Origin of the sequence: Pseudomonas sp. PDM27 (assembly GCF_019219205.1) — a bacterium.
GTDB lineage: Bacteria > Pseudomonadota > Gammaproteobacteria > Pseudomonadales > Pseudomonadaceae > Aquipseudomonas > Aquipseudomonas laurylsulfatiphila.
Genome location: NZ_JAHUWF010000001.1, coordinates 1,054,609 through 1,079,897, shown reverse-complemented (window position 1 = coordinate 1,079,897; position 25,289 = coordinate 1,054,609). Strand labels below are relative to the sequence as shown.

Here is a 25,289-nt window from a genome sequence, read left to right as displayed (position 1 = left end):
CCCCTTTAATTTGTCGTTGCGCGTGCTCTTTTTTTATTATTGAGGGTCGGTCTGTTTTTGTTTTTGGCAACCGTTGCCCTTTACCGCTGTTTTTGGCGATCCCCATCCGGGATCAAGAGCAAACGTATTTTTTTGAGCGCTGATCTGCTTTTTCGCTGAGCGATCCAACCAGTACGGGAGCTACCTGAAGGTAGTTTTATTATTCTCTGTCTGGCCGCGGGTCACTTCGAAAAGCACCCTGAAAAGCACATCTTCTCCAAAAAAATCTGTTAGCTGCGTCTCTGCCGTGTTGTTTTTGTTATGTCAGAGTCGTTACGTCTTGTTTTTATTAGGGTTGCCGCAATTTTTTTATTCTTGTTATGCGATAGATATAGCAGGAGCCGTGCCAACTTTATAAAAGCCTTTAAAATCAACGCTTTGCGATTTTGTAGGGTTTTTCGACTCAGGCAAAACCCTACATTTTGTTTCCGTGTTACTCGCTTGTGCCCACGTTTGAGTCTGTGCGGTAACACCCGGACACACTCAACCCACTCACTGTGCGCTGCGGGCCCTGGCCACGCGGGAACCGGTAGGGCGACCCAATACGCTGCAAATCTGTTGACCGGCGAGCATCAGGGCGTCGAGGTCGATTCCGGTGGCGATACCCAGGCCGTTCAGCAGGTAAACCACGTCTTCGGTCGCGACGTTACCGCTGGCTCCCTTGGCATAGGGGCAGCCGCCGAGACCGGCGATGGAGCTGTCGAACACCGAGATACCTTCCAGCAGGCTGGCGTAGATGTTGGCCACGGCCTGGCCGTAGGTGTCGTGGAAGTGCCCGGCGAGTTTTTCACGGGGTACATCCTTTGCTACCACTTCGAACATTTTCCGCGTCGCGCCAGCGGTGCCGGTGCCGATGGTGTCCCCCAGCGAGACCTCGTAGCAGCCCATGGCATAGAGCTCGCGAGCGACCAAAGCGACTTGCTCCGGGGGAATGTGACCTTCATAGGGGCAGCCCAGCACGCAGGACACGTACCCGCGCACGGTCACTCCCTGTTGTCTGGCGGCGTCCATGATCGGCGCGAAACGCTCCAGGCTTTCGCTGATCGAGCAATTGATATTGCGCTGGGAAAACGCTTCGGACGCTGCGGCGAACACGGCCACTTCCTTGACCCCGGCGGCGAGGGCATCTTCGAAACCGCGCAGGTTGGGAGCGAGCGCGCCATAGACCACACCCGGTTTGCGCTGGATCTGCGCGAAAACCTCGGCGGAGCCGGCCATCTGCGGCACCCACTTGGGCGACACGAAACTGCCGACTTCTATATAGCCGAGCCCGGCTGCGGTCAGTGCATCGACCAGTTGCACCTTGTCGGCAACACTGATGGGTTGGGCTTCGTTTTGCAGGCCGTCGCGCGGGCCGACTTCGACAATGCGTACGTGGGTGGGGAGGGACATGGGCTTTGACCTGTTGTTTTTGTCTGAATGCGCCGAGAACCCTGTGGGAGCGAGCTTGCTCGCGATGAGGGCTTCACATTCAACATTTTTGGTGACTGACACTCCGCTATCGCGAGCAAGCTCGCTCCCACAGTGGATAGTGTGGATCTACTGAATCGATTCCTGGCTTTTGAGGGTCTGCTCCAGCGCCTGTACGCAGCGCTCTTCGGCAGTATCGAGCTCCAGTTTCATCTGTTCGATGTCCAGCAGCTGCTGTTCAAGCTGCTCACGGCGCTCGCTGATTTTCGCCAGCATGCTGTGCAACTGTTTGGTGTTACCGCTGGACGGGTCGTAAAGCTCGATCAGCTCGCGGCATTCAGCCAGTGAGAAACCGATGCGTTTGCCCCGCAGGATCAGCTTCAGGCTGACTTTGTCCCGGGGCGAGTAAATGCGTTCCTGGCCGCGGCGCTCGGGGCTGAGCAGGCCTTGTTCCTCATAAAAGCGAATGGCGCGGGTGGTGATGTCGAGCTCGCGGGCGAGGTCGGAAATGCTGTAGGTCTGGCTGCTCATGGAAGCGCTCGCAAAAGGTCATGGCGCTAAGCTAATGGCAGGTTGACGTTTACGTCAAGGGAGAAAAGATCGCAGCCTGCGGCAGCTCCTACATGGGATTTGTATTCACCCTGTAGGAGCTGCCGCAGGCTGCGATCTTTTGATTTTTCTCAAACCGGCTGCTTATCCAGCTTTTTCTCCTGCGCCGTTACCTGCTGGCACAGCTCGATCATCTGCTCGCGCATCCAGCGGTTCGCTGGGTCCTGGTCAGTGCTTTCGTGCCAGTAAAGGTGGGTTTCCACCGGCGGCACATCATTGACCGGCAGATAAAAGGCGTGCAGGTCGTTGCGGCGGGCGAAGCGTTCCGGCACGGTCATGACCATGTCCGTCTGCTGCAACACCTGCGAGGCCATCAGGTAATGCTGGGAACGCAGGGCGATCTTGCGCTGGATGCCCATCTTGCCCAGCGCCAGGTCGACATAGCCGAGGCCGCTGCGGCGGCTGGAAATATGGATGTGGGTCAGGCTCAGGTAATCATCCAGCGTGAGTTTTTCCTTGCCCGCCAGCGGATGCCCTTTGCGCATAGCACACACGTAACGGTCTTCCATCAACTTGACGTGACGCACCTGCGGGTCGGTGTTGAGCGGCGCATCGACCGCAAAGTCCAGGCGGCCGGCCGCCAGCTCCTTGGTGGTCTCGCGGCGTTTGGACAGAAAACTCTCGATGATCACCGTCGGCGCCAGGCGGCGCAGACGCTGGAACAGCGGCGGCAGGATCACCGCTTCGGTGAGGTCGGTCATGCTGATGCGATAGGTCTTGACCGCTTGCTGCGGGTTGAAAATGCGGCTTTCCTGCACCGACACGCGCAGCAGTGAGAGCGCATTGCGCACCGGACCGATGATGTTCTGCGCCATGGGCGTCGGCACCATGCCCTGGGCCGTGCGTACGAACAGAGGGTCGTTGAAGGTCTCGCGCAGGCGGGCCAGAGCGTTCGACACCGCCGGTTGGGTGATGCCGACAATCTGCCCGGCACGGGTCAGGTTGGCTTCGGTGTAGATCGCGTCGAAGACGATGAAAAGGTTGAGATCGACCTTGCTCAGATTCATTACGCGGCTCTCTTATTGTGTGGGCGGGCTGACCTTGACGATCAGCCGATCATATATCGGTGATGAATGTTTATACACGCCGAGAATAGGCTAGGTAAATTTTCATGGCTGTTCTAGCATCGATTGCATGATCTAAACAACCTCCCCCAAGAAGGTATCTCGCTCATGGATTTCGCTTATTCGCCCAAGGTTCAGGAACTGCGTGAGCGCGTAACAGCGTTCATGGACACCTACGTTTATCCCGCCGAAGCCGTGTTCGAGCGCCAGGTCGCCGAGGGCGACCGCTGGCAGCCGACCGCGATCATGGAAGAACTCAAACTCAAGGCCAAGGCTGAAGGGCTGTGGAATTTGTTTCTGCCTGAGTCTGAACTCGGTGCCGGTCTGACCAACCTCGAGTACGCGCCGCTGGCGGAAATCATGGGCCGCTCGTTGCTGGGGCCAGAGCCGTTCAACTGTTCGGCACCGGACACCGGCAACATGGAAGTGCTGGTGCGTTACGCCAACGAAGAGCAGAAGCAACGCTGGCTCGAACCCTTGCTGCGCGGCGAGATCCGCTCGGCGTTCGCCATGACCGAACCGGACGTGGCGTCCTCCGATGCCACCAACATGGCCGCCCGTGCGGTGCGCGATGGCGACGAGTGGGTGATCAACGGCAAGAAATGGTGGACCTCGGGTGCTTGCGACCCACGCTGCAAAATCCTGATTTTCATGGGGCTGAGCAATCCGGACGCGCCACGCCACGCCCAGCACTCGATGATTCTGGTACCGGTCGATACCCCCGGCGTGAAGATTGTGCGCCCGCTGCCGGTGTTCGGTTACGACGATGCGCCCCATGGTCACGCCGAAGTGCTGTTTGAAAACGTCCGGGTGCCGTACGAAAACGTCCTGCTGGGCGAAGGACGCGGCTTCGAAATCGCTCAAGGTCGCCTTGGTCCGGGCCGGATTCACCACTGCATGCGTTCGATCGGCATGGCCGAGCGTGCACTGGAACTGATGTGCAAGCGCTCGGTGAGCCGTACGGCATTCGGCAAGCCCCTGGCGCGGCTGGGCGGCAACGTAGACAAGATCGCCGATTCGCGGATGGAAATCGACATGGCACGTCTGCTGACACTGAAGGCGGCGTACATGATGGACACCGTTGGCAACAAAGTGGCCCGCAGCGAGATCGCGCAGATCAAGGTCGTCGCGCCGAACGTTGCGCTGCGGGTGATCGACCGGGCGATCCAGATCCATGGCGGGGCAGGGGTTTCCAACGATTTCCCGCTGGCCTACATGTACGCGATGCAGCGCACCCTGCGACTGGCCGACGGTCCGGACGAAGTGCACCGTGCGGCGATCGGCAAGTTCGAAATCGGCAAATATGTGCCGAAGGAGATGATGCGTAGCGGGCAGTAAGACCGCGTCATCGTTCTTCGCGAGCAGGCTCGCTCCCACAAGGGAACTCTGTGGTCACAGATAGTGTGTTCACTGAAGATCCACTGTGGGAGCGAGCCTGCTCGCGAAGGCGTCCGCACATTCACCACAGCACTTTCAATACACCCAAACCTCAACCCGCCGATTCTTGATCCTTCCCTCATCAGCGCTATTGGCCGCCACCGGCATCTGCGCTCCAAACCCGCGAATCTCGCGAAACACCACACCGCTTTTCACCAGCTCCCGCCTTACCGCCATGGCCCGCAGCTTCGACAAAAGATCGGCGCGCGCCGGGTCGCTCTTGGCATCGCCAAAGCCCACCAGTGTTACCTGGCCATTGGTTTTGTCGTGCTGCTTTATATAGTCGAGCACCCGGGACAAGTCTTGTTGCGCCTTGTTGTCCAGCGTTGCGCTGCCTTCTTCGAAACGAAAGTTGACCGACAAACGCTGCGCGTGACGGCTCAGGGCCTGATAACCCTCGGGCATCAACGCATTGGGTGTCACGGTCATGGCCTGGACGGTCTGGGCGATGAAACCGTTGGCGGCGACAATCGCTTGACCTTTACTGCTTTGGGCGAACGCCGCCAGTGCATCGGCCCAAGGGTTCTTTGCGCCCGGCGGCAGATAGAAAAACAGTCGACGGGACAGCGGATAGTCTTCCGTGGCAATCAGGTTGTTCAGTGGCGGCATGGCTTGTGATTGCCCATCGACAATCGCCACGGCTTTGGCCCGACGCACGTAGGGCAGGCCGATAAAACCAATGCCTTGTGGGTCGACGCTGACCGCATCAGACAGTTGTTCGCTGGACTCGAAGCGTTTCGCCGCGCTGCCGAGGGTTTTCCCATGGCCACTGAGGACCAGTTCCTTGAAGGTGTCGTAGGTCCCGGACTGATCATCCCGCGCATACAGGTGAATCGGCCCGCCGCGACCGCCGATGTCTTCCCAGGTCTTCACCTCGCCACTGAATATGCGCGCCAGTTGCACGGTGTCGAGTTGGCTCAACGGGTTGTCCGGGTGAACGATGATCGCCAGGCCATCGATGGCGATGACCTGTTCGGCGCTCGGGCTTTTCAGGTCACCGAGGGATTGCAGGCTTGTCAGTTCGCTGTCCTTGATCGGGCGCGACGAGGTGGCAAGATCGGCGCTGGCTGTTTTGAGTGCAGTGAAACCGGTGCTGGAACCATGGGCCGCCACCTCCACCACGACCCGATGGCCCTCAGCGGTTTCGCCGACAATGCGCAGTTCGTTGGCGGTGTCCGGGGTTTCGCGGTGAATCCTGCGCAGGCCTTGTTCGCCCATCAAACCCTCGACCAGCGCAGGTCCCAGGGCCGCGCCGATGGTGTTGGAGCCCTGAATGCGCAGCACCGGGCCTTGTCCGGATGTCGGCAAATTGCCAGCAGCCGCCAGGTGTGGGAAGCCGAGGCACAGCATCAACAGGAACAACACGCGCAGCATCATGCCGGCACCTTATATAGCCAAAGGAGGTGTCGGGAGATTAAGTCAGTGAGGTTTCCGAAAAATGACAAGTTGCAGTGCTGGTCCCCTGTGGGAGCGAGCTTGCTCGCGATAGCGGTGGTTCAGTGACAATGATGTCGACTGACACTCCCTCATCGCGAGCAAGCTCGCTCCCACAGGGGATTGTGGTTGGTCCTGGATCAGCTCAACTCAAGCCAGATCGGCGCATGGTCCGAAGGTTTTTCCATGCCGCGCAGTTCATAGTCCACACCGGCGGCCTTCACCCGCGGCAGCAAGCCGTGGGAGGCGAGGATCAGGTCGATGCGCAGGCCGCGCTTGGGTTCGTCTTCGAAGCCACGGCTGCGGTAGTCGAACCAGCTGAAGGTGTCGCTCACGTCCGGGTTCAGGTGACGGAAACTGTCGACCAGGCCCCAGTTCTTCAGGCGGGCCATCCACTCGCGCTCTTCCGGCAGGAAGCTGCATTTGCCGGTCTTCAGCCAGCGCTTCATGTTGTCCGGGCCGATGCCGATGTCGCAGTCTTCCGGGGAAATGTTCACATCGCCCATCACCACCAGCGGCTGGTCGTTCTTGAACTGGCTTTCCAGCAATTGCTGCAAGTCGCCGTAGAAGCGTTCCTTGGCCGGGAATTTGGTCGGGTGGTCGCGGCTTTCGCCCTGTGGGAAGTAGCCGTTCATGATGGTGACCGGTACACCGTTGGCGTCGGCGAAGGTGCCCCAGATGAAACGCCGCTGGGCATCTTCTTCGTCGGTGGCGAACCCTTTATGCAGGGCCAGCGGTTCCTGGCGCGAGAGCAGGGCGACGCCGTAATGGCCTTTTTGCCCGTGGAAATACACGTGGTAGCCCAGCGCCTGCACCTCGGCCAGCGGGAACTGCTCATCGTGGACCTTGGTTTCCTGCAAGCCGATCACATCGGGCTGGTGCTTTTCGATCAGCGCCGCCAGCTGATGGGGGCGGGCGCGCAACCCGTTGATGTTGAAGGAGACGATCTTCATGGTCGGCAGTCCTGGCAAAAGGGCGATGCTAGCTGACATGGGGGAATCGGGCCAGTGTGGGGATTGGGTTTTGCCTGTCAGTCTTGTGTGGGCAGTGATGGCCCTTTCGCGAGCAAGCCCGCTCCCACAGGTTATGCGCCGGCCTTTGCTTTTGTGGGAGCGGGCTTGCTCGCGAAGGCGATTTCATTGCCTACACTGATTGCGGATCTTTAAGGAACTGTGTCAGCGCCGATCAGCTCGTAACAACAGTAACAACAAGAGCGCAGCCATCCGAGCTGTGCCGGGGAGATCAACCGTCATGCCCGAAACCTCGACCGCCATCGCCGATATTCACATGCTCGACAGCGGCTACGCCCGTGAAGCCCGTTCATTGCTGTACCAGGCCTATCGGCACGAACCGACCTTCGGTTATCTGTTCGAGTCCGAACGCACCGGTTACGAACAGCGGGTTCGCGCCACGGTGCGCGAACTGGTGACCCAGCATTTTCTCCAGGACCTGCCGGCCATCGGTCTGCTGGTCAACGACCGCCTGATCGGCATCGCCCTGATCGCGCCGCCGCAACGTCGTCTGGGGGTCACCGAAAGTTGGGCGTGGCGCCTGCGCATGGTGCTCAGCACGGGATTTCGCTGCACTCGTCGCTACCTCGAATATCACGCTGCCGTGGAGGCCTGCGTGCCGAACGACTCGGTGCACGTCTTGCCGTTGCTGGGGGTTCACCCGCAGTTCCAGGGCCAGCATTTCGGCGAACAACTGTTGCAAGCCGTGCACAACTGGTGCGCGGTGGATGAACACTCACAGGGCGTGATTCTCGACACCGGGAATCCTCGCTATCTGGAGTTCTATAAACGTCAGGGCTACGAGGAAATCGGTGAAGTTGCCGTAGGGCCGGTTCGCGAGCACGTGTTTTTTCACCCCAATCCCCAGGTGTTACAAACAGCAACGGCTTAGCCCACGAACTTTCTTTGCATGTCAGGCTCTATCACGCTTCCATGTTCATGAACCATGCTCGTGATAGCATCCGCGCCTATGAAGTTTCCAGGAAGATTTACCAGTGGCGTGCTCATGCTGTTATCCAGCTGCACGGCGCTGGCGCAAAGTGAATTGGATGTGCGGATCAAACCGTCCAACGATGAACTGAAGGCCAATATAGAGGGCTATATCGGCAGCCTCGGCGATCGTGACGAAGAAGCCTTGCAGCGCTTCAGTCGTGGCGCCGAGGAGCAGGCGCGCAAGGCCGCCCAGGCCTTGGGTTATTACCAGCCGCACATCGACAGTGAAGTGAAGGGCGGCGATAAGCCGCGCCTGGTGTTGAAGGTCGACCCCGGCGAGCCGGTGCACCTGCGCAATGTCACGGTGCGAGTCGAAGGACCCGCAGCGTCCCTCAAATCCTTTCGAATCCCCAAAAGCGACGCGCTCAAGCCCGGTGCCGTGCTCAACCATGGGCATTACGAGGACGCCAAGCGCCTGATCCAGAACCAGGCTTCGCGGTATGGCTTTTTCAGCGGCCACTTCACCCGTTCGAAACTGTCGGTCGACCCCCGGGCCGGCGTTGCCGATATCGAACTGATCTATGAAAGCGGTCCGCGCTACACCTTGGGCAAGGTCAGTTTCGAGGGCGATACGCCGTTCGATGACGAGCTGCTGCAACGCATGGTGCCCTTCAAGGCCGGTACACCTTACGACTCGGAGCTGATTGCCGAACTCAATCAGAACCTGCAATCGAGTGGCTACTTCGAAGGCGTGCGCGTGGACGCGGCACCTGCGACGTCAAAAGAGAATGCGATCCCGGTGGACGTCAAGCTCGAAACCCGCAAGCCACGGACCATGGGCCTGGGCCTGGGGTTCTCCACCGACGTGGGGCCACGGGCCAAGGCCAACTGGACCCGGCACTGGGTCAACGCACAAGGGCACAGTTATGGCTGGGAAACCGAAGTCTCGGCACCCCGGCAAAACGTCGGGCTGTTCTACGACATTCCGCTGGACCCGCCACTGACCGACAAACTGCGTTTTGCCGGTGGCTACCAGAATGAAGAAATCGCCGATAAGGAAAGCCACAGCAAGCTGCTGACCCTCGGCCCCGAGTGGCACAGCAAGCTGCCCAGCGGCTGGCAACGGGTGGTGTCGCTGAAGTGGCAGCGCGAGGATTACCAACTGGGCGATGACTCGGGACTCAGTACCTTGCTGATGCCCGGTGTGAGCTATTCGTACCTCAAAAGCGACAACCGCATCGATCCGCACAACGGCTATCGCCTGCAATTCGAATCCAAAGTGGCCAAGGAAGGCCTGGGTTCCGACAGCAACCTGCTCTACGGCACGGCGTTGGTCAAAGGCCTGACCACAGTGTTCGATAAACACCGCTTCCTCGGGCGGGTGCAGGTCGGCGGCAGTGCCACCAACGGTTTCAAATCGGTACCGCCGTCGTTGCGCTTCTTCGCCGGTGGTGATCAGAGCGTGCGTGGCTACGACTATCAGAGCCTGTCCCCGGAAAACTCCGACGGCGACCGCATCGGTGGCCGCTACATGGTGGCCGCCAGCGCGGAGTATCAGTATTCGGTCGCCGAAAAATGGCGGGTCGCGACCTTTGTCGACCAGGGCAACGCCTTCAACACCCTCGAACTGCCGAACCTCAAGACCGGGGTCGGTATCGGCGTGCGCTGGGTCTCGCCAGTGGGACCGATCCGCCTGGACCTGGCCCATGCGCTGGACGACGATGGCGGTATTCGACTGCACTTTTCCATGGGGCCTGAGTTGTGAAGCGTGGTTTGAAAGTAACGCTGTTGGCGATAGCCGCACTGTTGATGCTGGTTGTCCTGACGCTGGCCACGGTGCTCGGCACGGCGACGGGCAGCCGTTGGGCCTTGGGTTTCGTACCGGGTTTGACCCTGGACAATTTCCAGGGCCGGCTGGGCGGGCAGTGGAGTGCCGACCGGGTGCTGTGGCAGCAGGACACCAGCCGGGTTGAACTGAACCAGGTGATTTTCGCCTGGTCGCCGTTGTGCCTGACCCGCATGACCTTGTGCATCGAGCAATTGCAGGCCGACCAGGTCAGCCTGACGTTCCCGCCGGGTGGCGAAGAGCCGGACAGCGGCCCCATCACACTCCCGGAGCTCAAGTTACCCTTGGCCATCGAGCTGGGGGAGATCAAGGTCGGCAGCCTGTTGTTCAACGGCAGCGAAGAGCTCAAGGGCTTGCAACTGGCGGCGCACTGGACCGCGGCCGGTTTGAAGATCGACGCGGTGTCGTTACAGCGCGAGGACTTGAGCCTGAACCTGTCCGGTTCGCTGCAACCAAGCGGTAACTGGCCACTCAGCGCCGAAGGCAAACTGACCCTGTTGGCAACCCCTGAACCTCTGGCGCTGGCACTGAAAGTCGACGGCGACCTGCTCAAGACCCTGAACCTGAAAGCCGACAGCAGCGGTTACCTCAACGGGCAACTGACCGGCGAGCTGCAACCCCTGGTGGACGACCTGCCGGCCAAGGTGCGGATCACCGCCGATGGTTTCAAACCCGGTGCCGATCTGCCGGACACCCTGCAACTCAATCAGCTTGAGCTCACCGGCGCTGGCGACTTGAAGAACGGCTACGCGCTGCTCGGCAAAGCCACGCTGCCCGCCGAGCAAGGGCCGGTCGCCCTGGCGCTGCAAGGCAAGGTCGACGCCAACGGCGCGCAGATCGCCGCGTTGGACCTGACCGCCAACGACAAGCAAAGCCTCAAGCTCACAGGGCTCGTGGATTGGAGCAAAGGCCTGAGCGCCGAAGCGAAAATCGACTGGCTGGACTTCCCCTGGCACCGTCTCTATCCCTTGATCGACGAGCCGGAGGTAGCGTTGCGCCGCTTCACCGGTGAGGTGTCCTACACCGACGGCAAGTACCTCGGTCATTTTGACGCCGCGGCGGATGGTCCGGCGGGCGCCTTCACCCTGGCCAGTCCGTTCGCCGGCGACCTGACGAAAATCTACCTGCAACAGATTCAACTCCAGGCCGGGCAGGGCAAGGCTGAAGGGCACCTGAACCTGCAGTTCGCCGACGGCATTGCCTGGGACACCGCGCTGGACCTGTCGGCGATCAACCCGGCGTACTGGGTCGCGGAGCTGCCGGGCACGCTGGCGGGGCCGTTGCGCAGCACGGGCGAACTGAAAAACGAAGTGCTCAGTCTCAATGCCGACCTGGACCTCAAGGGCAAACTCCGCGGCCAGCCGGCGGTGATCCAGGCCAAGGCCGATGGCCGTGGTGAGCAATGGAACCTCAACGCCCTGCAGGTTCGCCTGGGCGAGAACAGCATCAGCGGCAAGGGCAGCCTGCAACAGAAGCTCGCCGGACAGATCGATCTCAAGCTGCCGCGCCTGGCCCAGCTCTGGCCAGAGCTGCGCGGCCAACTCAATGGCCGCGTGGATGTCGCCGGCACACTCAAGGCGCCCCAGGGCAAGCTTGACCTGCAAGGCTCGCAATTGGTTTTCCAGGACAATCGCCTGCAAAGCCTGAACCTGGACGCCACGCTGGACAGTGCGCAACGGGCGAAAATCGACCTCAAGGGCAGCGGCATCCAGGCCGGTGACACCTCGCTGGGAACCCTGACCGCCAGCGGCCAGGGCGACATCAAGAACCAGAAGCTGAGCCTCGATCTGCAAGGGCCGAAGCTGAAACTGGCGCTGGGTCTGGACGGTGCGCTGGATAAAGGCAATTGGCGTGGACGCCTGGCCAGCGGTGATATCCAGGCCGGTGGCCAGGACTGGAAGCTGCAAGGGCCGGCGAAACTCGAACGCCTGGCAGACGGCAAAATCAACTTCGGTGCCCATTGCTGGGCATCCGGCCAGGCCAGCCTGTGTGGGGAAGACTCGCGCCTGATGCCCGAGCCGAAGCTGCGTTATCACCTCAAGCAGTTCCCGATCGACAGCCTCGCGCAGTGGTTGCCGAAGGATTTCGCCTGGCAGGGCCGGCTCAATGCCGATCTGCAACTGGACCTGCCGGCCAGTGGCCCGAACGGCCAGGTCAGCGTCGATGCCGGCGGCGGCACGTTGCGCATCAAGGAAAAGGACCAGTGGCTGGACTTCCCGTACCAGACCCTGAAGCTCACCAGCAAACTCACGCCCAAACGTATCGACACCGAACTCAATTTCGTTGGCGGCAAACTCGGCGAACTGATGGTGCAGGCGCAGCTCAATCCGTTGCCGAAGAACAAACCGTTGAGCGGCTCGTTCCGCTTGAGCGGGCTGGACCTGTCGGTGGCGCGACCGTTCGTGCCGATGGTCGAGAAGCTGACCGGGCGCCTAAATGGCAGCGGCACGATTTCCGGCGGACTTTTGGCACCGCAGGTCAATGGCAGCCTGCAACTCAGTGACGGCGAGGTAACTGGACCGGAGTTGCCGATGGAGTTGCAAAACCTGCACGTTCAGGCGCTCATCGCCGGTGAAAGCGTGCAACTGAACGGTGGCTGGAACAGCGGCAAGGCCGGGCAGGGCAGCTTGAACGGCAACATCGCCTGGGGTCAGGCGCTGGTGGTGGATCTGGCGCTCAAGGGCACGCAATTGCCGGTCACCGTCGAGCCTTACGCCAAGCTTGAAGTCGCACCGGACCTGAAAATCTCGATGAAGGGCGATGAGTTGGCCATCGCCGGTAAAGTGCTGGTGCCCAGAGGCGAAATCACCATTCGTGAATTGCCGCCGTCGACGGTCAAGGTTTCCGATGACACGGTGATCGTCGGTCAGCAGACCGAGGAGGGCAAGCCACCGCTGGCGATGAAGATGGACATCGAAGTGCTGGTCGGCGAGGACAAGCTGAGCTTTGCCGGGTTTGGGCTGACGGCGAATGTGCAGGGGCATGTGCACATCGGCGACAACATGGACACCCGCGGCGAGCTGTGGCTCAACGACGGGCGTTACCGCGCCTACGGCCAGCGGCTTTCGGTGCGCCGGGCACGTTTGCTGTTTGCCGGGCCCATCGACCAGCCGTACCTGGACATCGAAGCCATTCGCAAGACCGACGACATCATCGCCGGCATTCGTTTGAGTGGTAGCGCCGAACAACCGACCACGCAGATCTTCTCCGAACCGGCGATGAGCCAGGAGCAGGCCTTGTCCTATCTGGTGCTCGGGCGTCCGCTGAGCAGCAATGGCGAAGACAACAACATGCTCGCCCAGGCGGCCCTCGGGTTGGGCTTGATGGGCAGTTCCGGTGTGACCAGCGGCATCGCCAAGAACCTGGGGATCCAGGACTTCCAGCTCGACACACAGGGCAGTGGCGACGCCACCAGTGTAGTGGCCAGCGGCAATATTTCCGAGAAACTCAGCCTGCGCTATGGCGTCGGCGTGTTCGAACCGGCCAACACCATTGCCCTGCGCTACAAGCTGAGCAAAAGGGTCTACCTCGAAGCGGCGGGCGGCGTGGCCAGTTCGCTGGACATCTTCTACAAGCGGGATTTCTAGGCCTGCGTTTTCGTTAAAACCGAGTCGCCCCCATCGCGAGCAAGCTCGCTCCCACAAGGTCCAGTGCGATCCCTGTGGGAGCGAGCTTGCTCGCGATGGCGTCAGTGTGGCCGCAACAAATTCCGATGCCATTGATCAACTATTTACCAAGCATGCTAACTATTACGTTGACATTCGCTGCCTAGGCAGTAACATTTAAACATACATTCACTGCCTAGGCAGCTAACCGGTGGTCAGATGAAACATTTCTCTCCAGACGATTTCCACAATTGCCATCTCGGCCTGCTGCTCGGACGCGCCGCGCTGCTCAAGGACCGGATCATCGACACCCACATGGAACCCCACGGCATCACCGCCGCGCAGTTCAAGGTGTTGATCATCATGGCCCAGTACGGCGTCGATTCGCCGGGCGAGTTGTGCCGTCACCTGTCCCTGGACAGCGGCTCGATGACTCGCATGCTCGATCGTCTGGAACAGAAGGGCTTCCTCGCCCGCCAACGCTCCGAGGCGGATCGTCGCCAGGTGCAGCTGGTACTCACGGAGGAAGGGCAGAGGTTGGCTGATCGCCTGCCGCACATCGGTGCCGAAGCCATGAATGAACTGGCCGGTGCCATCACTCCAGATGAGCTGAAAACCCTGGAGATGATTCTGAAGAAGATTTTGGTAGCAGCCGGTGACTCGATCACCCTGCTGCGAGTAGGTGACAAATGAGCAGTAAACCCTTGCGTGCCGGCCTGAGCCTGGTGCTGCTGGCCATGAGCCTGGCCGGTTGCGCCAGTTACAGCGGCCTGAAAACCGAAGGTGTCAGCCTTGACGCGAAAAACTTCAAGGCCGGGCAATCCCTCGGCGGCGTGACCCTGTCGCCGGCCGCCTGGCCGAAAAGCGACTGGTGGAAAAGCCTCGGCGACCCGCAACTCGACGGCCTGATCCGCGAGGCCCTGCGCGACAGCCCGGACATGCAGATCGCCGACGCCCGTGCCCACCAGGCCAGCGCTGCCGCCTACGCCGCCGACGCCGCGCGAATGCCGACCCTGGATGCCAGCGCCGGTGTCAGCCGCTCGCGCCTGGCCCGGGACCAGGACCCGCTCGGGCAGGGTGACGCTTACGCCACCGTGCGTAACATCAGCACCAGCTTCAACTACAACTTCGACCTGTGGGGCGGCCAGCGTGATGCCTGGGAAGCGGCCCTCGGCCAGGCCCGTGCCGCCGAAGTCGACCAGCAGGCCGCGCAACTAACCCTGGCTGCCGACGTCGCCCGGGCCTACAGCGATCTCGGTCAGGCGCACATCGTGTATGACCTGTCCAACGAAGACCTCAAGCGCACCCGGCAAATGCTCGAGCTGAGCCAACGCCGCCTGACGGCCGGGATCGACAGCCAGTACCAGTTCCAGCAGACCGAAAGCCTGGAAGCCACCTCCCAAGCCAATTTGATCGACGCTGAAAAGCGCCTGAACAGCGCGAAGATCGCCCTTGCGGTGCTGCTCGGCAAAGGTCCGGACCGCGGCAATGAAATTGCCCGGCCGAACATTCTTCAGCCGAGTGCGGTAGCGCTACCTTCGGTGTTGCCGGCCGAGTTGCTCGGGCGTCGCCCGGACCTGGTCGCCGCGCGCTGGCGGGTCGAGGCGGCGAGCAAAAGCATCGACGCCGGCAAGACCCGGTTCTACCCCAACCTGAACCTCAGCGCCGCTGCCGGCGCCGAGTCCTTGTTGGGCGATGCGATGTTTGGATCGGCCAGCCGCTTCTTCAACATTGCACCGACGATTTCTGTGCCGATTTTCGACGGTGGCCGCTTGCGCGCCGACCTCGATTCGCGCGACGCCGACTACGACCTCGCGGTGGCGCAGTACAACAAAAGCCTGGTGAAGGCGCTGGGGGATGTCAGTGACAGTATCAACCAGCTGCGCGATATCGGCCGGCAGATCGCGGCCCAGCAGCACGCCACCGACATCGCCCAGGACTCCTACAACACCGTGGTCCAGCGTTACGGTTCCGGCATCGGCAACTACCTGGACGTGCTCAGCATCGAGCAGCAATTGCTCCAGGCCCAGCGTCAGCTGGCCAACCTGAATGCCGAGCAGATCGACCTGTCGATCCAACTGATGCAGGCGCTGGGCGGCGGCTTCCAGCCTGAGGCCATCGCCTCGGCCGACGCCACGCCAGCCACGCTGACCCACTAATTCAAGGTACTCGTCATGGCCACTGCCGATACAACTCAACCTCCTGAAAACTCCCAGGGCAACCCCAGCTCGGGCAAACGCAAGTTCATGCTGCTGGTCCTGGCTGCCGCCGTCGTGCTCAGCGGCGCGGGCGTCTGGGCCTACCACGAGTTCTACGGGCGCTGGAGCGAAAGCACCGACGACGCCTATGTGAACGGCAACGTGGTGGAAATCACCCCGCTGGTCACGGGCACCGTGGTCAGCATCGGCGCCGACGATGGCGATCTGGTGCATGAAGGCCAGGTGCTGGTGAACTTTGACCCGAACGACGCTGAAATCGGTCTGCAAAATGCCCAGGCCAATCTGGCGCGAACCGTGCGTCAGGTGCGCGGCCTGTACAGCGATGTCGATGGCATGAAAGCCCAGGTCAACGCGCAGAAAGCCGAAGTGCAAAAGGCCCAGGACAACTTCAGCCGGCGCAAGAACCTCGCCGCCGGCGGGGCGATTTCCCAGGAAGAGCTGTCCCACGCCCGCGACGACCTGACCTCGGCGCAAAACGCCCTGGCCAATGCCGAACAAAAGCTCAAGACCACCAGCGCGCTGGTCGATGACACCGTGGTGTCTTCGCACCCGGACGTGATGGCCGCCGCCGCACAACTGCGTCAGGCCTACCTGAACAACTCACGCAGCGTCCTGATTGCACCGGTTACCGGTTACGTGGCCAAGCGTTCGGTGCAACTGGGCCAACGCGTGCAACCGGGTACCGCGCTGATGGCGGTGATTCCGCTGGATCAGCTGTGGATCGACGCCAACTTCAAGGAAACCCAGCTGCGTGACATGCGCATTGGCCAACCGGTCGAGATCGAGACGGACCTGTACGGCAGCAGCGTGAAATACAGCGGCACCATCGACAGCCTCGGCGCCGGCACCGGCAGCGCCTTTGCCCTGCTGCCGGCGCAGAACGCCACCGGCAACTGGATCAAGATCGTGCAGCGCGTACCGGTGCGAGTCCACATCAACGCCGAAGAACTGGCCAAACATCCGCTGCGGGTCGGCCTGTCGACCATGGTCGACGTGGACCTGCACGACCAGAGCGGGCCGGTGCTGGCACAACAGCCGCCGCAGAAGGCTTCGTTCAGCACCAGCGTCTACGACCGTCAGTTGGCCGAGGCCGACGCGATGATCACCCAGTTGATCCACGACAACAGCGCCGCGGTCAGCAAAACCGCGCAACGCTGATTCGCCACTACACCGCCCCTGTGGGAGCGAGCCTGCTCGCGAAAGCGGACTGACATTCAACATCAATGTCGACTGAATCGACGCCTTCGCGAGCAGGCTCGCTCCCACAGGGTTAGCTGCGCCCGTCTGGTTTCAAAGGATTCGCCATGAGCAATAACGCGTCTTTCACACCGCCAAGCCTGCTGCTCAGCACCATCGGCCTGTCGCTGGCGACCTTCATGCAGGTGCTCGACACCACCATCGCCAACGTGGCGCTGCCGACGATCTCCGGCAACCTGGGCGTGAGTTCGGAGCAGGGCACCTGGGTCATCACCTCGTTTGCGGTGAGCAATGCCATCGCCTTGCCGCTGACCGGTTGGCTCAGTCGGCGTTTTGGTGAGGTGAAGCTGTTTGTCTGGGCGACGCTGCTGTTCGTGCTGGCCTCGTTCCTGTGCGGGATATCCACCTCGATGCCCGAGCTGGTGGGTTTCCGGGTGCTGCAAGGGGTGGTGGCGGGGCCGTTGTACCCGATGACCCAGACGTTGCTGATCGCAGTTTATCCGCCGGCGAAACGGGGGCTGGCCCTGGCGTTGCTGGCGATGGTCACGGTGGTCGCGCCGATTGCCGGGCCGATCCTCGGCGGCTGGATCACCGACAGCTACAGCTGGCCGTGGATTTTCTTCATCAACGTGCCGATCGGCCTGTTCGCGGCATGGGTGGTCACCCAGCAGATGAAAAAGCGCCCGGTGGTCACCAGCCGCCAGCCGATGGATTACGTTGGTCTGATTGCGCTGATCATCGGCGTGGGGGCTTTGCAGATCGTGCTCGACAAGGGCAACGATGCCGACTGGTTCGAATCCAGCTTCATCGTGATCGGCTCGGTGATTTCGGTGGTGGCCCTGGCGTTCTTCGTGATCTGGGAAATGACCGACGAACACCCGGTGGTCAACCTGCGCCTGTTCGCCCACCGCAACTTCCGCTACGGCACCATCGTGCTGATCCTGGGCTATGCCGGGTTCTTCGGTATCAACCTGATCCTGCCGCAGTGGCTGCAGACACGCCTGGGCTACACCGCGACCTGGGCCGGTTTTGCCGTGGCACCGCTGGGGATCCTGCCGGTGTTGCTGGCCCCCTTTGTTGGCAAATACGCACCGAAATTCGACATGCGGTTACTGGCCGGCGGGGCATTCCTGGCCATTGGCCTCAGTTGCTTCATGCGCGCCGGGTTCACCAATGAAGTGGATTTCCAGCACATCGCCATGGTGCAGCTGTTCATGGGGATCGGCGTGGCGCTGTTCTTCATGCCGACCCTGACCATCCTGCTCTCGGACTTGCCGCCGAGCCAGATTGCCGACGGTTCCGGGTTGGCGACGTTCCTGCGGACCCTGGGCGGTAGTTTCGCGGCGTCGCTGACCACCTGGATCTGGATTCGTCGGGCCGACCAGCACCATGCCTACCTGACCGAAAGCATCACCCCGTTCGACCCGGCGACCCGCGAAGCACTGAGCAACCTGGGCGGGGCGGGGGCCAAGGCCTACACGCAACTGGATCAGATGGTGATCAGCCAGGCGTACATCATGTCCACGGTGGATTACTTCACCTTGCTGGGCTGGATGTTCATGGGGCTGATCCTGATCGTGTGGCTGGCCAAGCCGCCGTTTACGGCGAAGGCGGGGCCTGCGGCGTCTGCCGGGCACTAACAAACACTGCAGAACCCCTGTGGGAGCGAGCTTGCTCGCGATGGCGGTGGATCAGTCAACAGAGATGTTGAATGTTAATCCGCTATCGCGAGCAAGCTCGCTCCCACAGGGATCTCCTACAGCCTTCAGTTCGCGGGAGCTGCCAATTGTGGCGGCGGGGCGAAGTCAAACGGCGCCAGCGCAAACCCTTGCTCATCCACCTGCAACGCCCAACCCTGGCGATCCCAATCCCCCAGCACGATGCGCCGGGCGGCCTGGTCGCCCAACTGCAACTTGTGGATGGCCGGACGATGGGTATGCCCGTGGATCAAGGTCTTCACCCCGTACTCCTGCATGATCCGCGGAATCTCTTCGGGCGTGACGTCGACGATGTCATTGGCCTTCATCCGCACCTGGGCACGGCTTTCACTGCGCAGTTTGCGTGCCAGCTTGTGCCGGGTGCGCAAGGGCAGGTTGCGCAGGATGAACAGGGTGATCGGGTTGCGCAGGTAGCGACGCAGCTTCATATAGCCTTCGTCGCGGGTGCACAGGCTGTCGCCGTGCATCAGCAGCACCGGTTCGCCGTTGAATTGCACGACACTCGGGTCTTTCAGCAGGGTACAGCCGGCCTGCTTGCAGAAGGCCTTGCCGAGCATGAAATCACGATTGCCGTGCATCAGGAAAATGGCCGTGCCGCTGTCGCTGAGGTCGCGCAGGGCCTGGCAGATGGAACGCTGGAAGGGCGTCATGGCGTCGTCGCCAATCCACACTTCGAAAAAGTCGCCCAGGATGTACAACGCACTCGCCGAGCGGGCGCGTCCGGCGAGCAAATCCAGAAACGCCCGGGTAATGTCCGGGCGCTCCTCTTCCAGATGTAAATCTGAAATCAGCAATATCACTCAATGATCTCGGCTTTCTCGATGATCACGTCGTCTGCCGGTACGTCCTGGTGGCCGGACTTGGAAGTGGTGGCCACGCCTTTGATCTTGTCGACAACGTCGGTGCCGGCGGTCACTTTACCGAATACCGCGTAGCCCCAGCCTTGAACGTTCTTGCCGCTGTGGTTGAGGAAGCTGTTGTCCGCCACGTTGATGAAGAACTGTGCGGAAGCCGAATGCGGCTCCATGGTGCGGGCCATGGCGATGGTGTACTTGTCGTTGGAAAGACCGTTGTCAGCTTCGTTCTGGATGCTTGGGCGCTTGTCTTTCTTTTCTTTCATGCCTGGCTCGAAACCGCCGCCCTGGATCATGAAGTTACCGATGACGCGGTGGAAAACGGTGTTTTCGTAGTGACCGGCTTTAACGTATTCGACGAAGTTGGCCACGGTGATCGGGGCTTTGTCGGCGTTCAGTTCGAGGACGATGTCGCCGAAATTGGTAGTCAATTTGACTTGGGTCATGATCGTTACTCACTTAAGGAATTCGTGGTGTTGGAACAGCATGTCCCGCCACCGGTTCAGCCTTTTTGGCCAAGGTGCGCAGTTTAGCGTGCCAGACGCGAATTTCGAGGCAGTTTTTTCATTTGCGGCCCATTAAATGCGACGGTTTACAGAGTGCGCTCTGTCAGGCACTTGACGGCATCGGCTATGATAGCGGCTTTGTTTTGTCCGGCCTTCATTACGGCCACGCACTTGTACGTTCAAGGATCCTATGAGCAAGCCCACTGTCGACCCTACCTCGAATGCCAAGACCGGCCCAGCCGTGCCGGTCAACTTCCTGCGGCCGATCATCCAGGCAGACCTGGACTCGGGCAAGCACACGCAGATCGTCACCCGTTTCCCGCCTGAGCCCAACGGCTACCTGCACATCGGCCATGCCAAGTCGATCTGTGTGAACTTCGGCCTGGCCCAGGAGTTCGGCGGCGTCACGCACCTGCGTTTCGACGACACCAACCCGGCCAAGGAAGACCAGGAATACATCGACGCGATCGAAAGCGACGTCAAATGGCTGGGCTTCGAGTGGTCCGGTGAAGTGCGCTACGCCTCGCAGTATTTCGACCAGTTGCACGACTGGGCGGTGGAATTGATCAAATCCGGCAATGCCTACGTCGATGACCTGACTCCGGAACAGGCCAAGGAATACCGTGGCAGCCTGACCGAACCTGGCAAGAACAGCCCGTTCCGCGACCGCAGCGTCGAAGAGAACCTGGACCTGTTCGCCCGCATGAAGGCCGGCGAGTTCCCGGACGGCGCACGGGTGCTGCGGGCCAAGATCGACATGGCCTCGCCGAACATGAACCTGCGTGATCCGATCATGTATCGCATCCGCCACGCTCACCACCACCAGACCGGCGACAAGTGGTGCATCTACCCGAACTACGACTTCACCCACGGTCAGTCGGACGCCATCGAAGGCATCACCCACTCGATCTGCACCCTGGAGTTCGAAAGCCACCGTCCGCTGTACGAGTGGTTCCTCGAGCACTTGCCGGTGCCGGCCAACCCGCGCCAGTACGAGTTCAGCCGCCTGAACCTGAACTACACCATCACCAGCAAGCGCAAGCTCAAGCAACTGGTCGATGAAAAGCACGTCAACGGCTGGGACGACCCGCGCATGTCCACGCTGTCGGGTTTCCGCCGCCGTGGCTACACGCCGAAATCGATCCGCAACTTCTGCGAAATGATCGGCACCAACCGTTCCGACGGCGTGGTCGACTTCGGCATGCTCGAGTTCAGCATCCGTGACGACCTCGACCACAGCGCTCCGCGTGCCATGTGTGTGCTGCGTCCGCTGAAAGTCGTGATCACCAACTATCCGGAAGGCCAGGTCGAGAACCTCGAACTGCCGTGCCACCCGAAAGAAGACATGGGCGTGCGCGCTTTGCCGTTCGCCCGTGAAATCTACATCGACCGTGAAGACTTCATGGAAGAGCCGCCGAAGGGCTACAAGCGCCTGGAGCCGGCCGGTGAAGTGCGTCTGCGTGGCAGCTACGTGATCCGCGCCGACGAAGCGATCAAGGACGCCGATGGCAACATCGTCGAACTGCGTTGCTCGTACGATCCGGACACCCTGGGCAAGAACCCGGAAGGCCGCAAGGTCAAAGGCGTGATCCACTGGGTGCCGGCCGCGGCCAGCGTCGAGTGCGAAGTGCGTCTGTACGATCGTCTGTTCCGTTCTCCGAACCCGGAGAAGGCCGAAGACAGCGCCAGTTTCCTGGACAACATCAACCCTGACTCGCTGCAGGTACTCACCGGTTGTCGTGCTGAACCCTCGCTGGGCAATGCACAGCCGGAAGACCGTTTCCAGTTCGAGCGCGAAGGTTACTTCGTCGCCGATCTCAAGGACTCGAAACCAGGTCAGCCGGTATTCAACCGTACCGTGACCCTGCGTGATTCGTGGGGCCAGTGATTCAGCGTCAAGGGAAATAACGTGCTTACGATCTACAACACGCTCACCAAGAGCAAAGAAGTCTTCAAGCCGCTCGATGGCAACAAGGTGCGCATGTACGTGTGCGGCATGACCGTGTACGACTACTGCCACCTGGGCCACGGCCGCAGCATGGTTGCGTTCGACCTGGTGACCCGCTGGTTGCGCTTCAGCGGCTACGACCTGACTTATGTGCGCAACATCACCGACATTGACGACAAGATCATCAATCGGGCCAACGAGAACGGCGAGTCGTTCGAAGCCTTGACCGAGCGCATGATCGCGGCGATGCACGAAGACGAAGCGCGCCTGAACATCAAGAAGCCGGACATGGAGCCGCGTGCCACCGATCACATCCCGGGCATGCACGCGATGATCCAGACCCTGATCGACAAGGGTTACGCCTACGCCCCGGGCAATGGCGACGTGTACTACCGCGTCGGCAAGTTCATGGGCTACGGCAAGCTGTCGCGCAAGAAGATCGAAGACCTGCGCATCGGCGCACGCATCGAAGTCGACGAGTCCAAGCAGGACCCGCTGGACTTCGTATTGTGGAAAGCCGCCAAGCCGGGCGAACCGAGCTGGGAATCGCCGTGGGGCGCCGGGCGTCCGGGCTGGCACATCGAATGCTCGGTGATGTCGACCTGCTGCCTGGGCGAGACCTTCGACATTCATGGCGGCGGCAGCGACCTTGAGTTCCCGCACCACGAAAACGAAATCGCCCAGAGCGAAGCGGCCACCGGCAAGACCTACGCCAACGCGTGGATGCATTGCGGCATGATCCGTATCAATGGCGAGAAGATGTCCAAGTCCTTGAACAACTTCTTCACCATCCGCGACGTGCTCGACAAGTACCACCCGGAAGTCGTGCGTTACCTGCTGGTATCGAGCCATTACCGCAGTGCGATCAACTATTCGGAAGACAACCTCAAGGACGCCAAGGGCGCCCTGGAGCGTTTCTACCACGCGTTGAAAGGCCTGCCGAACGTGGCACCTGCCGGCGGCGAAGCCTTCGTCGAGCGTTTCACCCAGGTGATGAACGACGACTTCGGCACGCCGGAAGCCTGCGCGGTGCTGTTCGAGATGGTCCGCGAGATCAACCGTCTGCGTGAGAGCGATCTCAATGCAGCGGCCGGCCTGGCGGCGCGTCTGAAAGAACTGGCCAGCGTGCTGGGTGTATTGCAGCTCGAAGCCGATGACTTCCTGCAGGCCGGTGCCGAAGGGCGCGTGGATGCAGCCGAAGTCGAGGCGCTGATTGCTGCTCGCCTGGCGGCACGTGCCGGCAAGGACTGGGCCGAATCCGACCGCATCCGCGACCAGCTCACCGCCATGGGCGTGGTGCTGGAAGACGGCAAGGGCGGTACGACCTGGCGTCTGGCTGACTGATTGCCTGATCCGCTATAAAACAAAACCCGTCTTGTGCGGGTTTTTGTTTTTTAGAATCAAAAGATCGCAGCCTGCGGCAGCTCCTACACGTGGATTGCGTACACCTTGTAGGAGCTGCCGCAGGCTGCGATCTTTTTCAACCGTCCAACTGCCGCAACCGCTTGTACAGGGTATTGCGACTAACCCCCAACAGCCGCGCCAGATACGAAATATTCCCCCCGACCGCCTGCAACTGCCGATTCAGTGCTTCCACATCATTCAAGTCGATGCCCAATGGCTCCGGCGTCTCCACCGGTTCCATCTCCAGGTCGACAAAAAAATCATCCGGCAAGTGCTCTGCCCGCACCGGTTGTTCTTCGGCCATGGCCAGGGCCACCTGGATCACGCTGCTGACCTGGCGCAAGTTGCCCGGCCACGGGTGGCGGCTGAACAACGCCATCACTTCCTGGCTCAAACCGGCCCATTGCGCTGGTTCGCGGTGCTGCTCCCACAGGCGCTTGAACAGTGCCTCCTTATCGCTGCGCTCACGCAGGGGCGGCAGTTCCAGGGTCAGGCCGCCGATGCGGTAGTACAAGTCTTCACGAAACCGCCCCAGTTGTACTTGTTCGCGCAGCGAGCGGTTGGTCGCCGAAATGATGCGCAAGTCCACAGGGAACAATTCGCTGCTGCCCACTGGTTGCACGCAACGCTCCTGCAACACCCGCAACAGTCGCGCCTGAGTCGGCAGCGGCATGTCGCCGATTTCGTCGAGAAACAGCGTGCCTTTGTCAGCCTTGCGGATCAGCCCGATGCTGCCTTTCTGGTTGGCGCCGGTGAACGCGCCTTTCTCATAGCCGAACAACTCGGATTCCACCAGTTCGGCGGGAATCGCCGCACAGTTGACGGCGATGAGCGCTTGTTTGCTGCGCGAGCTGGCCTGGTGCAGGGCTTTGACGAAGACCTCCTTGCCGACCCCGGTTTCACCGTGGATCAGCAGTGGAATGTCTTTTTCCAGCAAGCGTTCGGCCTGGCGCACGGCTTTTTCCACGCGGCTGTCGCCGAAATGCAGGGTGTTGAGGCTGATGGCCGCGGGTGCAGCGACAACCGGCTCGGTGAACACTCGAGGTTGAATGGATGCCTGTTTCGGCCGCTTCAGCAGGCACTGGAAGCGGTTGCGTCCTGAGGTTTGCAAGGCAAAGGGCAGGCCTTCGGGCTGATTGAGCAGCTCCAGCAGCGAAACCTTGAACAGGCTTTCGACACTGACCCGCGACAGGCTGATGCCCAGCAGATTGTCGGCCCGGCGATTGGCCGACAGCACCTGGCCGCTTTCATCGAAAATCAGCAAGCCGGCCCATTGGCTGTCGAGGTTGTTCAGCCCGGTATTGAACGTCAACTGGAAATGCTGGCCATGGAACAGGTTGAGGATCAGCCGGTTTTCCACGGTCTGGCTCATCATCTTGACCATGCCCAGGGTGTGCGATGGCGGCAGGTAGCTGTCGCTGGACACGTCCAGCACCGCGATCACCTTGCGCTCGGCATCGAAAATCGGCGCGGCGGAACCGGTCATGAAGCGGTTGGCCTTGAGGAAATGTTCATCGTGCTCGATGTGCACGGCTTGCTCACAGGCCAGGGCGGTGCCAATGGCGTTGGTGCCGGTGCAACGTTCCATCCAGCTGGCGCCGGCGCTGAAACCCCGGGCCAGTTTCGGCTCGATAAAGCGCTGGGTGCCCCACGATGTGAGCACCTGGCCCTGATGGTCGGCGAGCATGATCAGGCAATTGGAATTGCTCAGGATGTTCTCGTAGTAGGGCAGCACTTCCTGATGGGTGGTTTGCACCAGTGAATGCTGGCTCTCCAGCAATTGTGCGATGCCCGCGGCCGGCAATTGATCGAATGCCGGCGCGCTCTGATGACTGAGGCCGAACGCGCGGCAACGCGACCAGGAGTCCTGGATGATGGCGTCGTGGGACAGCGGCGATGCGGGTGCGGGCATGGCAGTCAGTCTCTGAATCAGCATTTTATTGTTGTTATGGCTACATGCACCCCCTGTAGGAGCTGCCGCAGGCTGCGATCTTTTGATCTTGTTTTTGAAGAGCAAGATCAAAAGATCGCAGCCTGCGGCAGCTCCTACAGGGAG

General features: G+C 60.9%; 18 protein-coding genes. 10 read left to right on the top strand and 8 right to left on the bottom strand.

Translation table 11 applies throughout. The annotated features are described in order from the left end of the window. Positions 1–531: 531 nt before the first annotated feature. From KW838_RS04815 to KW838_RS04805, 3 genes are all read right to left on the bottom strand, one after another. Positions 532–1,431, bottom strand: a complete 900-nt coding sequence (locus KW838_RS04815) for a hydroxymethylglutaryl-CoA lyase (protein WP_218500557.1) — start codon at positions 1,429–1,431, stop codon at positions 532–534. Positions 1,432–1,578: 147 nt separating this feature from the next. Continuing rightward, positions 1,579–1,980 carry a MerR family DNA-binding transcriptional regulator gene (locus tag KW838_RS04810; protein WP_007980992.1) on the bottom strand — a complete coding sequence of 134 codons (402 nt, stop codon included), beginning with the start codon at positions 1,978–1,980 and terminating at the stop codon, positions 1,579–1,581. Between the two features lie 149 nt (positions 1,981–2,129). Further along, positions 2,130–3,065: a LysR family transcriptional regulator gene (locus KW838_RS04805; RefSeq protein WP_102700655.1), complete on the bottom strand. Its 936-nt coding sequence runs from the start codon at positions 3,063–3,065 to the stop codon at positions 2,130–2,132. 165 nt (positions 3,066–3,230) lie between these two features. Between KW838_RS04805 and KW838_RS04800 the strand changes: the two genes are divergently transcribed. Beyond that, on the top strand, positions 3,231–4,460 hold the full coding sequence (locus KW838_RS04800) for an acyl-CoA dehydrogenase (RefSeq protein WP_095966522.1): 1,230 nt from the start codon (positions 3,231–3,233) through the stop codon (positions 4,458–4,460). Positions 4,461–4,595: 135 nt separating this feature from the next. Here KW838_RS04800 and KW838_RS04795 read toward each other — a convergent pair whose 3' ends face one another. Beyond that, positions 4,596–5,936 carry a substrate-binding domain-containing protein gene (locus KW838_RS04795; protein WP_218500556.1) on the bottom strand — a complete coding sequence of 447 codons (1,341 nt, stop codon included), beginning with the start codon at positions 5,934–5,936 and terminating at the stop codon, positions 4,596–4,598. A gap of 197 nt (positions 5,937–6,133) precedes the next feature. After that, positions 6,134–6,946, bottom strand: coding sequence for an exodeoxyribonuclease III (gene xthA / locus KW838_RS04790; protein ID WP_056724077.1), 813 nt, complete (start codon positions 6,944–6,946; stop codon positions 6,134–6,136). 298 nt (positions 6,947–7,244) lie between these two features. Here xthA and KW838_RS04785 point away from each other — a divergent pair, with 298 nt between their 5' ends. The 7 genes from KW838_RS04785 (at position 7,245) to KW838_RS04755 (ending at position 18,443) form a co-directional block, all read left to right on the top strand. Then, complete coding sequence (locus KW838_RS04785) at positions 7,245–7,895, top strand: N-acetyltransferase (protein WP_218500555.1); 651 nt, start codon at positions 7,245–7,247, stop codon at positions 7,893–7,895. A gap of 78 nt (positions 7,896–7,973) precedes the next feature. Beyond that, positions 7,974–9,701: an autotransporter assembly complex family protein gene (locus KW838_RS04780; RefSeq protein ID WP_102700661.1), complete on the top strand. Its 1,728-nt coding sequence runs from the start codon at positions 7,974–7,976 to the stop codon at positions 9,699–9,701. Continuing rightward, a complete protein-coding gene (locus tag KW838_RS04775; RefSeq protein WP_218500554.1) occupies positions 9,698–13,369 on the top strand; it encodes a translocation/assembly module TamB domain-containing protein in 3,672 nt (1,223 codons plus the stop codon). Before KW838_RS04780 ends, KW838_RS04775 begins: the two co-directional genes overlap by 4 nt. Before the next feature lie 237 nt (positions 13,370–13,606). Continuing rightward, positions 13,607–14,080 (top strand): MarR family winged helix-turn-helix transcriptional regulator, encoded by a 474-nt coding sequence (locus tag KW838_RS04770; protein ID WP_218500553.1) that lies wholly within the window; start codon positions 13,607–13,609, stop codon positions 14,078–14,080. Then, entirely contained in the window at positions 14,077–15,546 is a 1,470-nt protein-coding gene (locus KW838_RS04765) for an efflux transporter outer membrane subunit (RefSeq protein WP_218500552.1), read from the top strand. Before KW838_RS04770 ends, KW838_RS04765 begins: the two co-directional genes overlap by 4 nt. Positions 15,547–15,561: 15 nt before the next feature. Continuing rightward, positions 15,562–16,764: an efflux RND transporter periplasmic adaptor subunit gene (locus tag KW838_RS04760; RefSeq protein WP_218500551.1), complete on the top strand. Its 1,203-nt coding sequence runs from the start codon at positions 15,562–15,564 to the stop codon at positions 16,762–16,764. 146 nt (positions 16,765–16,910) lie between these two features. Then, positions 16,911–18,443 (top strand): DHA2 family efflux MFS transporter permease subunit, encoded by a 1,533-nt coding sequence (locus KW838_RS04755; protein WP_218500550.1) that lies wholly within the window; start codon positions 16,911–16,913, stop codon positions 18,441–18,443. A gap of 125 nt (positions 18,444–18,568) precedes the next feature. Here KW838_RS04755 and lpxH read toward each other — a convergent pair whose 3' ends face one another. Both lpxH and KW838_RS04745 read right to left on the bottom strand, forming a co-directional pair. Next, positions 18,569–19,321 (bottom strand): UDP-2,3-diacylglucosamine diphosphatase, encoded by a 753-nt coding sequence (lpxH, locus tag KW838_RS04750; RefSeq protein ID WP_007970487.1) that lies wholly within the window; start codon positions 19,319–19,321, stop codon positions 18,569–18,571. Continuing rightward, positions 19,318–19,821 (bottom strand): peptidylprolyl isomerase, encoded by a 504-nt coding sequence (locus KW838_RS04745; protein ID WP_095966512.1) that lies wholly within the window; start codon positions 19,819–19,821, stop codon positions 19,318–19,320. The genes lpxH and KW838_RS04745 overlap by 4 nt, the downstream gene beginning before the upstream one ends. A gap of 250 nt (positions 19,822–20,071) precedes the next feature. On the opposite strand from KW838_RS04745, the gene KW838_RS04740 reads away from it, so the two are divergent. After that, on the top strand, positions 20,072–21,769 hold the full coding sequence (locus KW838_RS04740) for a glutamine--tRNA ligase/YqeY domain fusion protein (protein ID WP_218500549.1): 1,698 nt from the start codon (positions 20,072–20,074) through the stop codon (positions 21,767–21,769). Between the two features lie 21 nt (positions 21,770–21,790). Then, positions 21,791–23,173 (top strand): cysteine--tRNA ligase, encoded by a 1,383-nt coding sequence (gene cysS, locus KW838_RS04735; RefSeq protein WP_007970481.1) that lies wholly within the window; start codon positions 21,791–21,793, stop codon positions 23,171–23,173. A 136-nt stretch (positions 23,174–23,309) separates the two neighbouring features. On the opposite strand, the gene KW838_RS04730 is transcribed toward cysS, so the two are convergent. Then, positions 23,310–25,145, bottom strand: a complete 1,836-nt coding sequence (locus KW838_RS04730; protein ID WP_218500548.1) for a sigma-54-dependent Fis family transcriptional regulator — start codon at positions 25,143–25,145, stop codon at positions 23,310–23,312. Positions 25,146–25,289 lie beyond the last annotated feature (144 nt).

What these genes read in the sequence shown, in the direction of transcription:
- KW838_RS04815 (WP_218500557.1), bottom strand. Translation starts at nt 1,431, where the DNA reads ATGTCCCTCCCCACCCACGTACGCATTGTCGAAGTCGGCCCGCGCGAC.
- KW838_RS04810 (WP_007980992.1), bottom strand. Translation starts at nt 1,980, where the DNA reads ATGAGCAGCCAGACCTACAGCATTTCCGACCTCGCCCGCGAGCTCGAC.
- KW838_RS04805 (WP_102700655.1), bottom strand. Translation starts at nt 3,065, where the DNA reads ATGAATCTGAGCAAGGTCGATCTCAACCTTTTCATCGTCTTCGACGCG.
- KW838_RS04800 (WP_095966522.1), top strand. Translation starts at nt 3,231, where the DNA reads ATGGATTTCGCTTATTCGCCCAAGGTTCAGGAACTGCGTGAGCGCGTA.
- KW838_RS04795 (WP_218500556.1), bottom strand. Translation starts at nt 5,936, where the DNA reads ATGATGCTGCGCGTGTTGTTCCTGTTGATGCTGTGCCTCGGCTTCCCA.
- xthA (WP_056724077.1), bottom strand. Translation starts at nt 6,946, where the DNA reads ATGAAGATCGTCTCCTTCAACATCAACGGGTTGCGCGCCCGCCCCCAT.
- KW838_RS04785 (WP_218500555.1), top strand. Translation starts at nt 7,245, where the DNA reads ATGCCCGAAACCTCGACCGCCATCGCCGATATTCACATGCTCGACAGC.
- KW838_RS04780 (WP_102700661.1), top strand. Translation starts at nt 7,974, where the DNA reads ATGAAGTTTCCAGGAAGATTTACCAGTGGCGTGCTCATGCTGTTATCC.
- KW838_RS04770 (WP_218500553.1), top strand. Translation starts at nt 13,607, where the DNA reads ATGAAACATTTCTCTCCAGACGATTTCCACAATTGCCATCTCGGCCTG.
- KW838_RS04765 (WP_218500552.1), top strand. Translation starts at nt 14,077, where the DNA reads ATGAGCAGTAAACCCTTGCGTGCCGGCCTGAGCCTGGTGCTGCTGGCC.
- KW838_RS04760 (WP_218500551.1), top strand. Translation starts at nt 15,562, where the DNA reads ATGGCCACTGCCGATACAACTCAACCTCCTGAAAACTCCCAGGGCAAC.
- KW838_RS04755 (WP_218500550.1), top strand. Translation starts at nt 16,911, where the DNA reads ATGAGCAATAACGCGTCTTTCACACCGCCAAGCCTGCTGCTCAGCACC.
- KW838_RS04745 (WP_095966512.1), bottom strand. Translation starts at nt 19,821, where the DNA reads ATGACCCAAGTCAAATTGACTACCAATTTCGGCGACATCGTCCTCGAA.
- KW838_RS04740 (WP_218500549.1), top strand. Translation starts at nt 20,072, where the DNA reads ATGAGCAAGCCCACTGTCGACCCTACCTCGAATGCCAAGACCGGCCCA.
- KW838_RS04730 (WP_218500548.1), bottom strand. Translation starts at nt 25,145, where the DNA reads ATGCCCGCACCCGCATCGCCGCTGTCCCACGACGCCATCATCCAGGAC.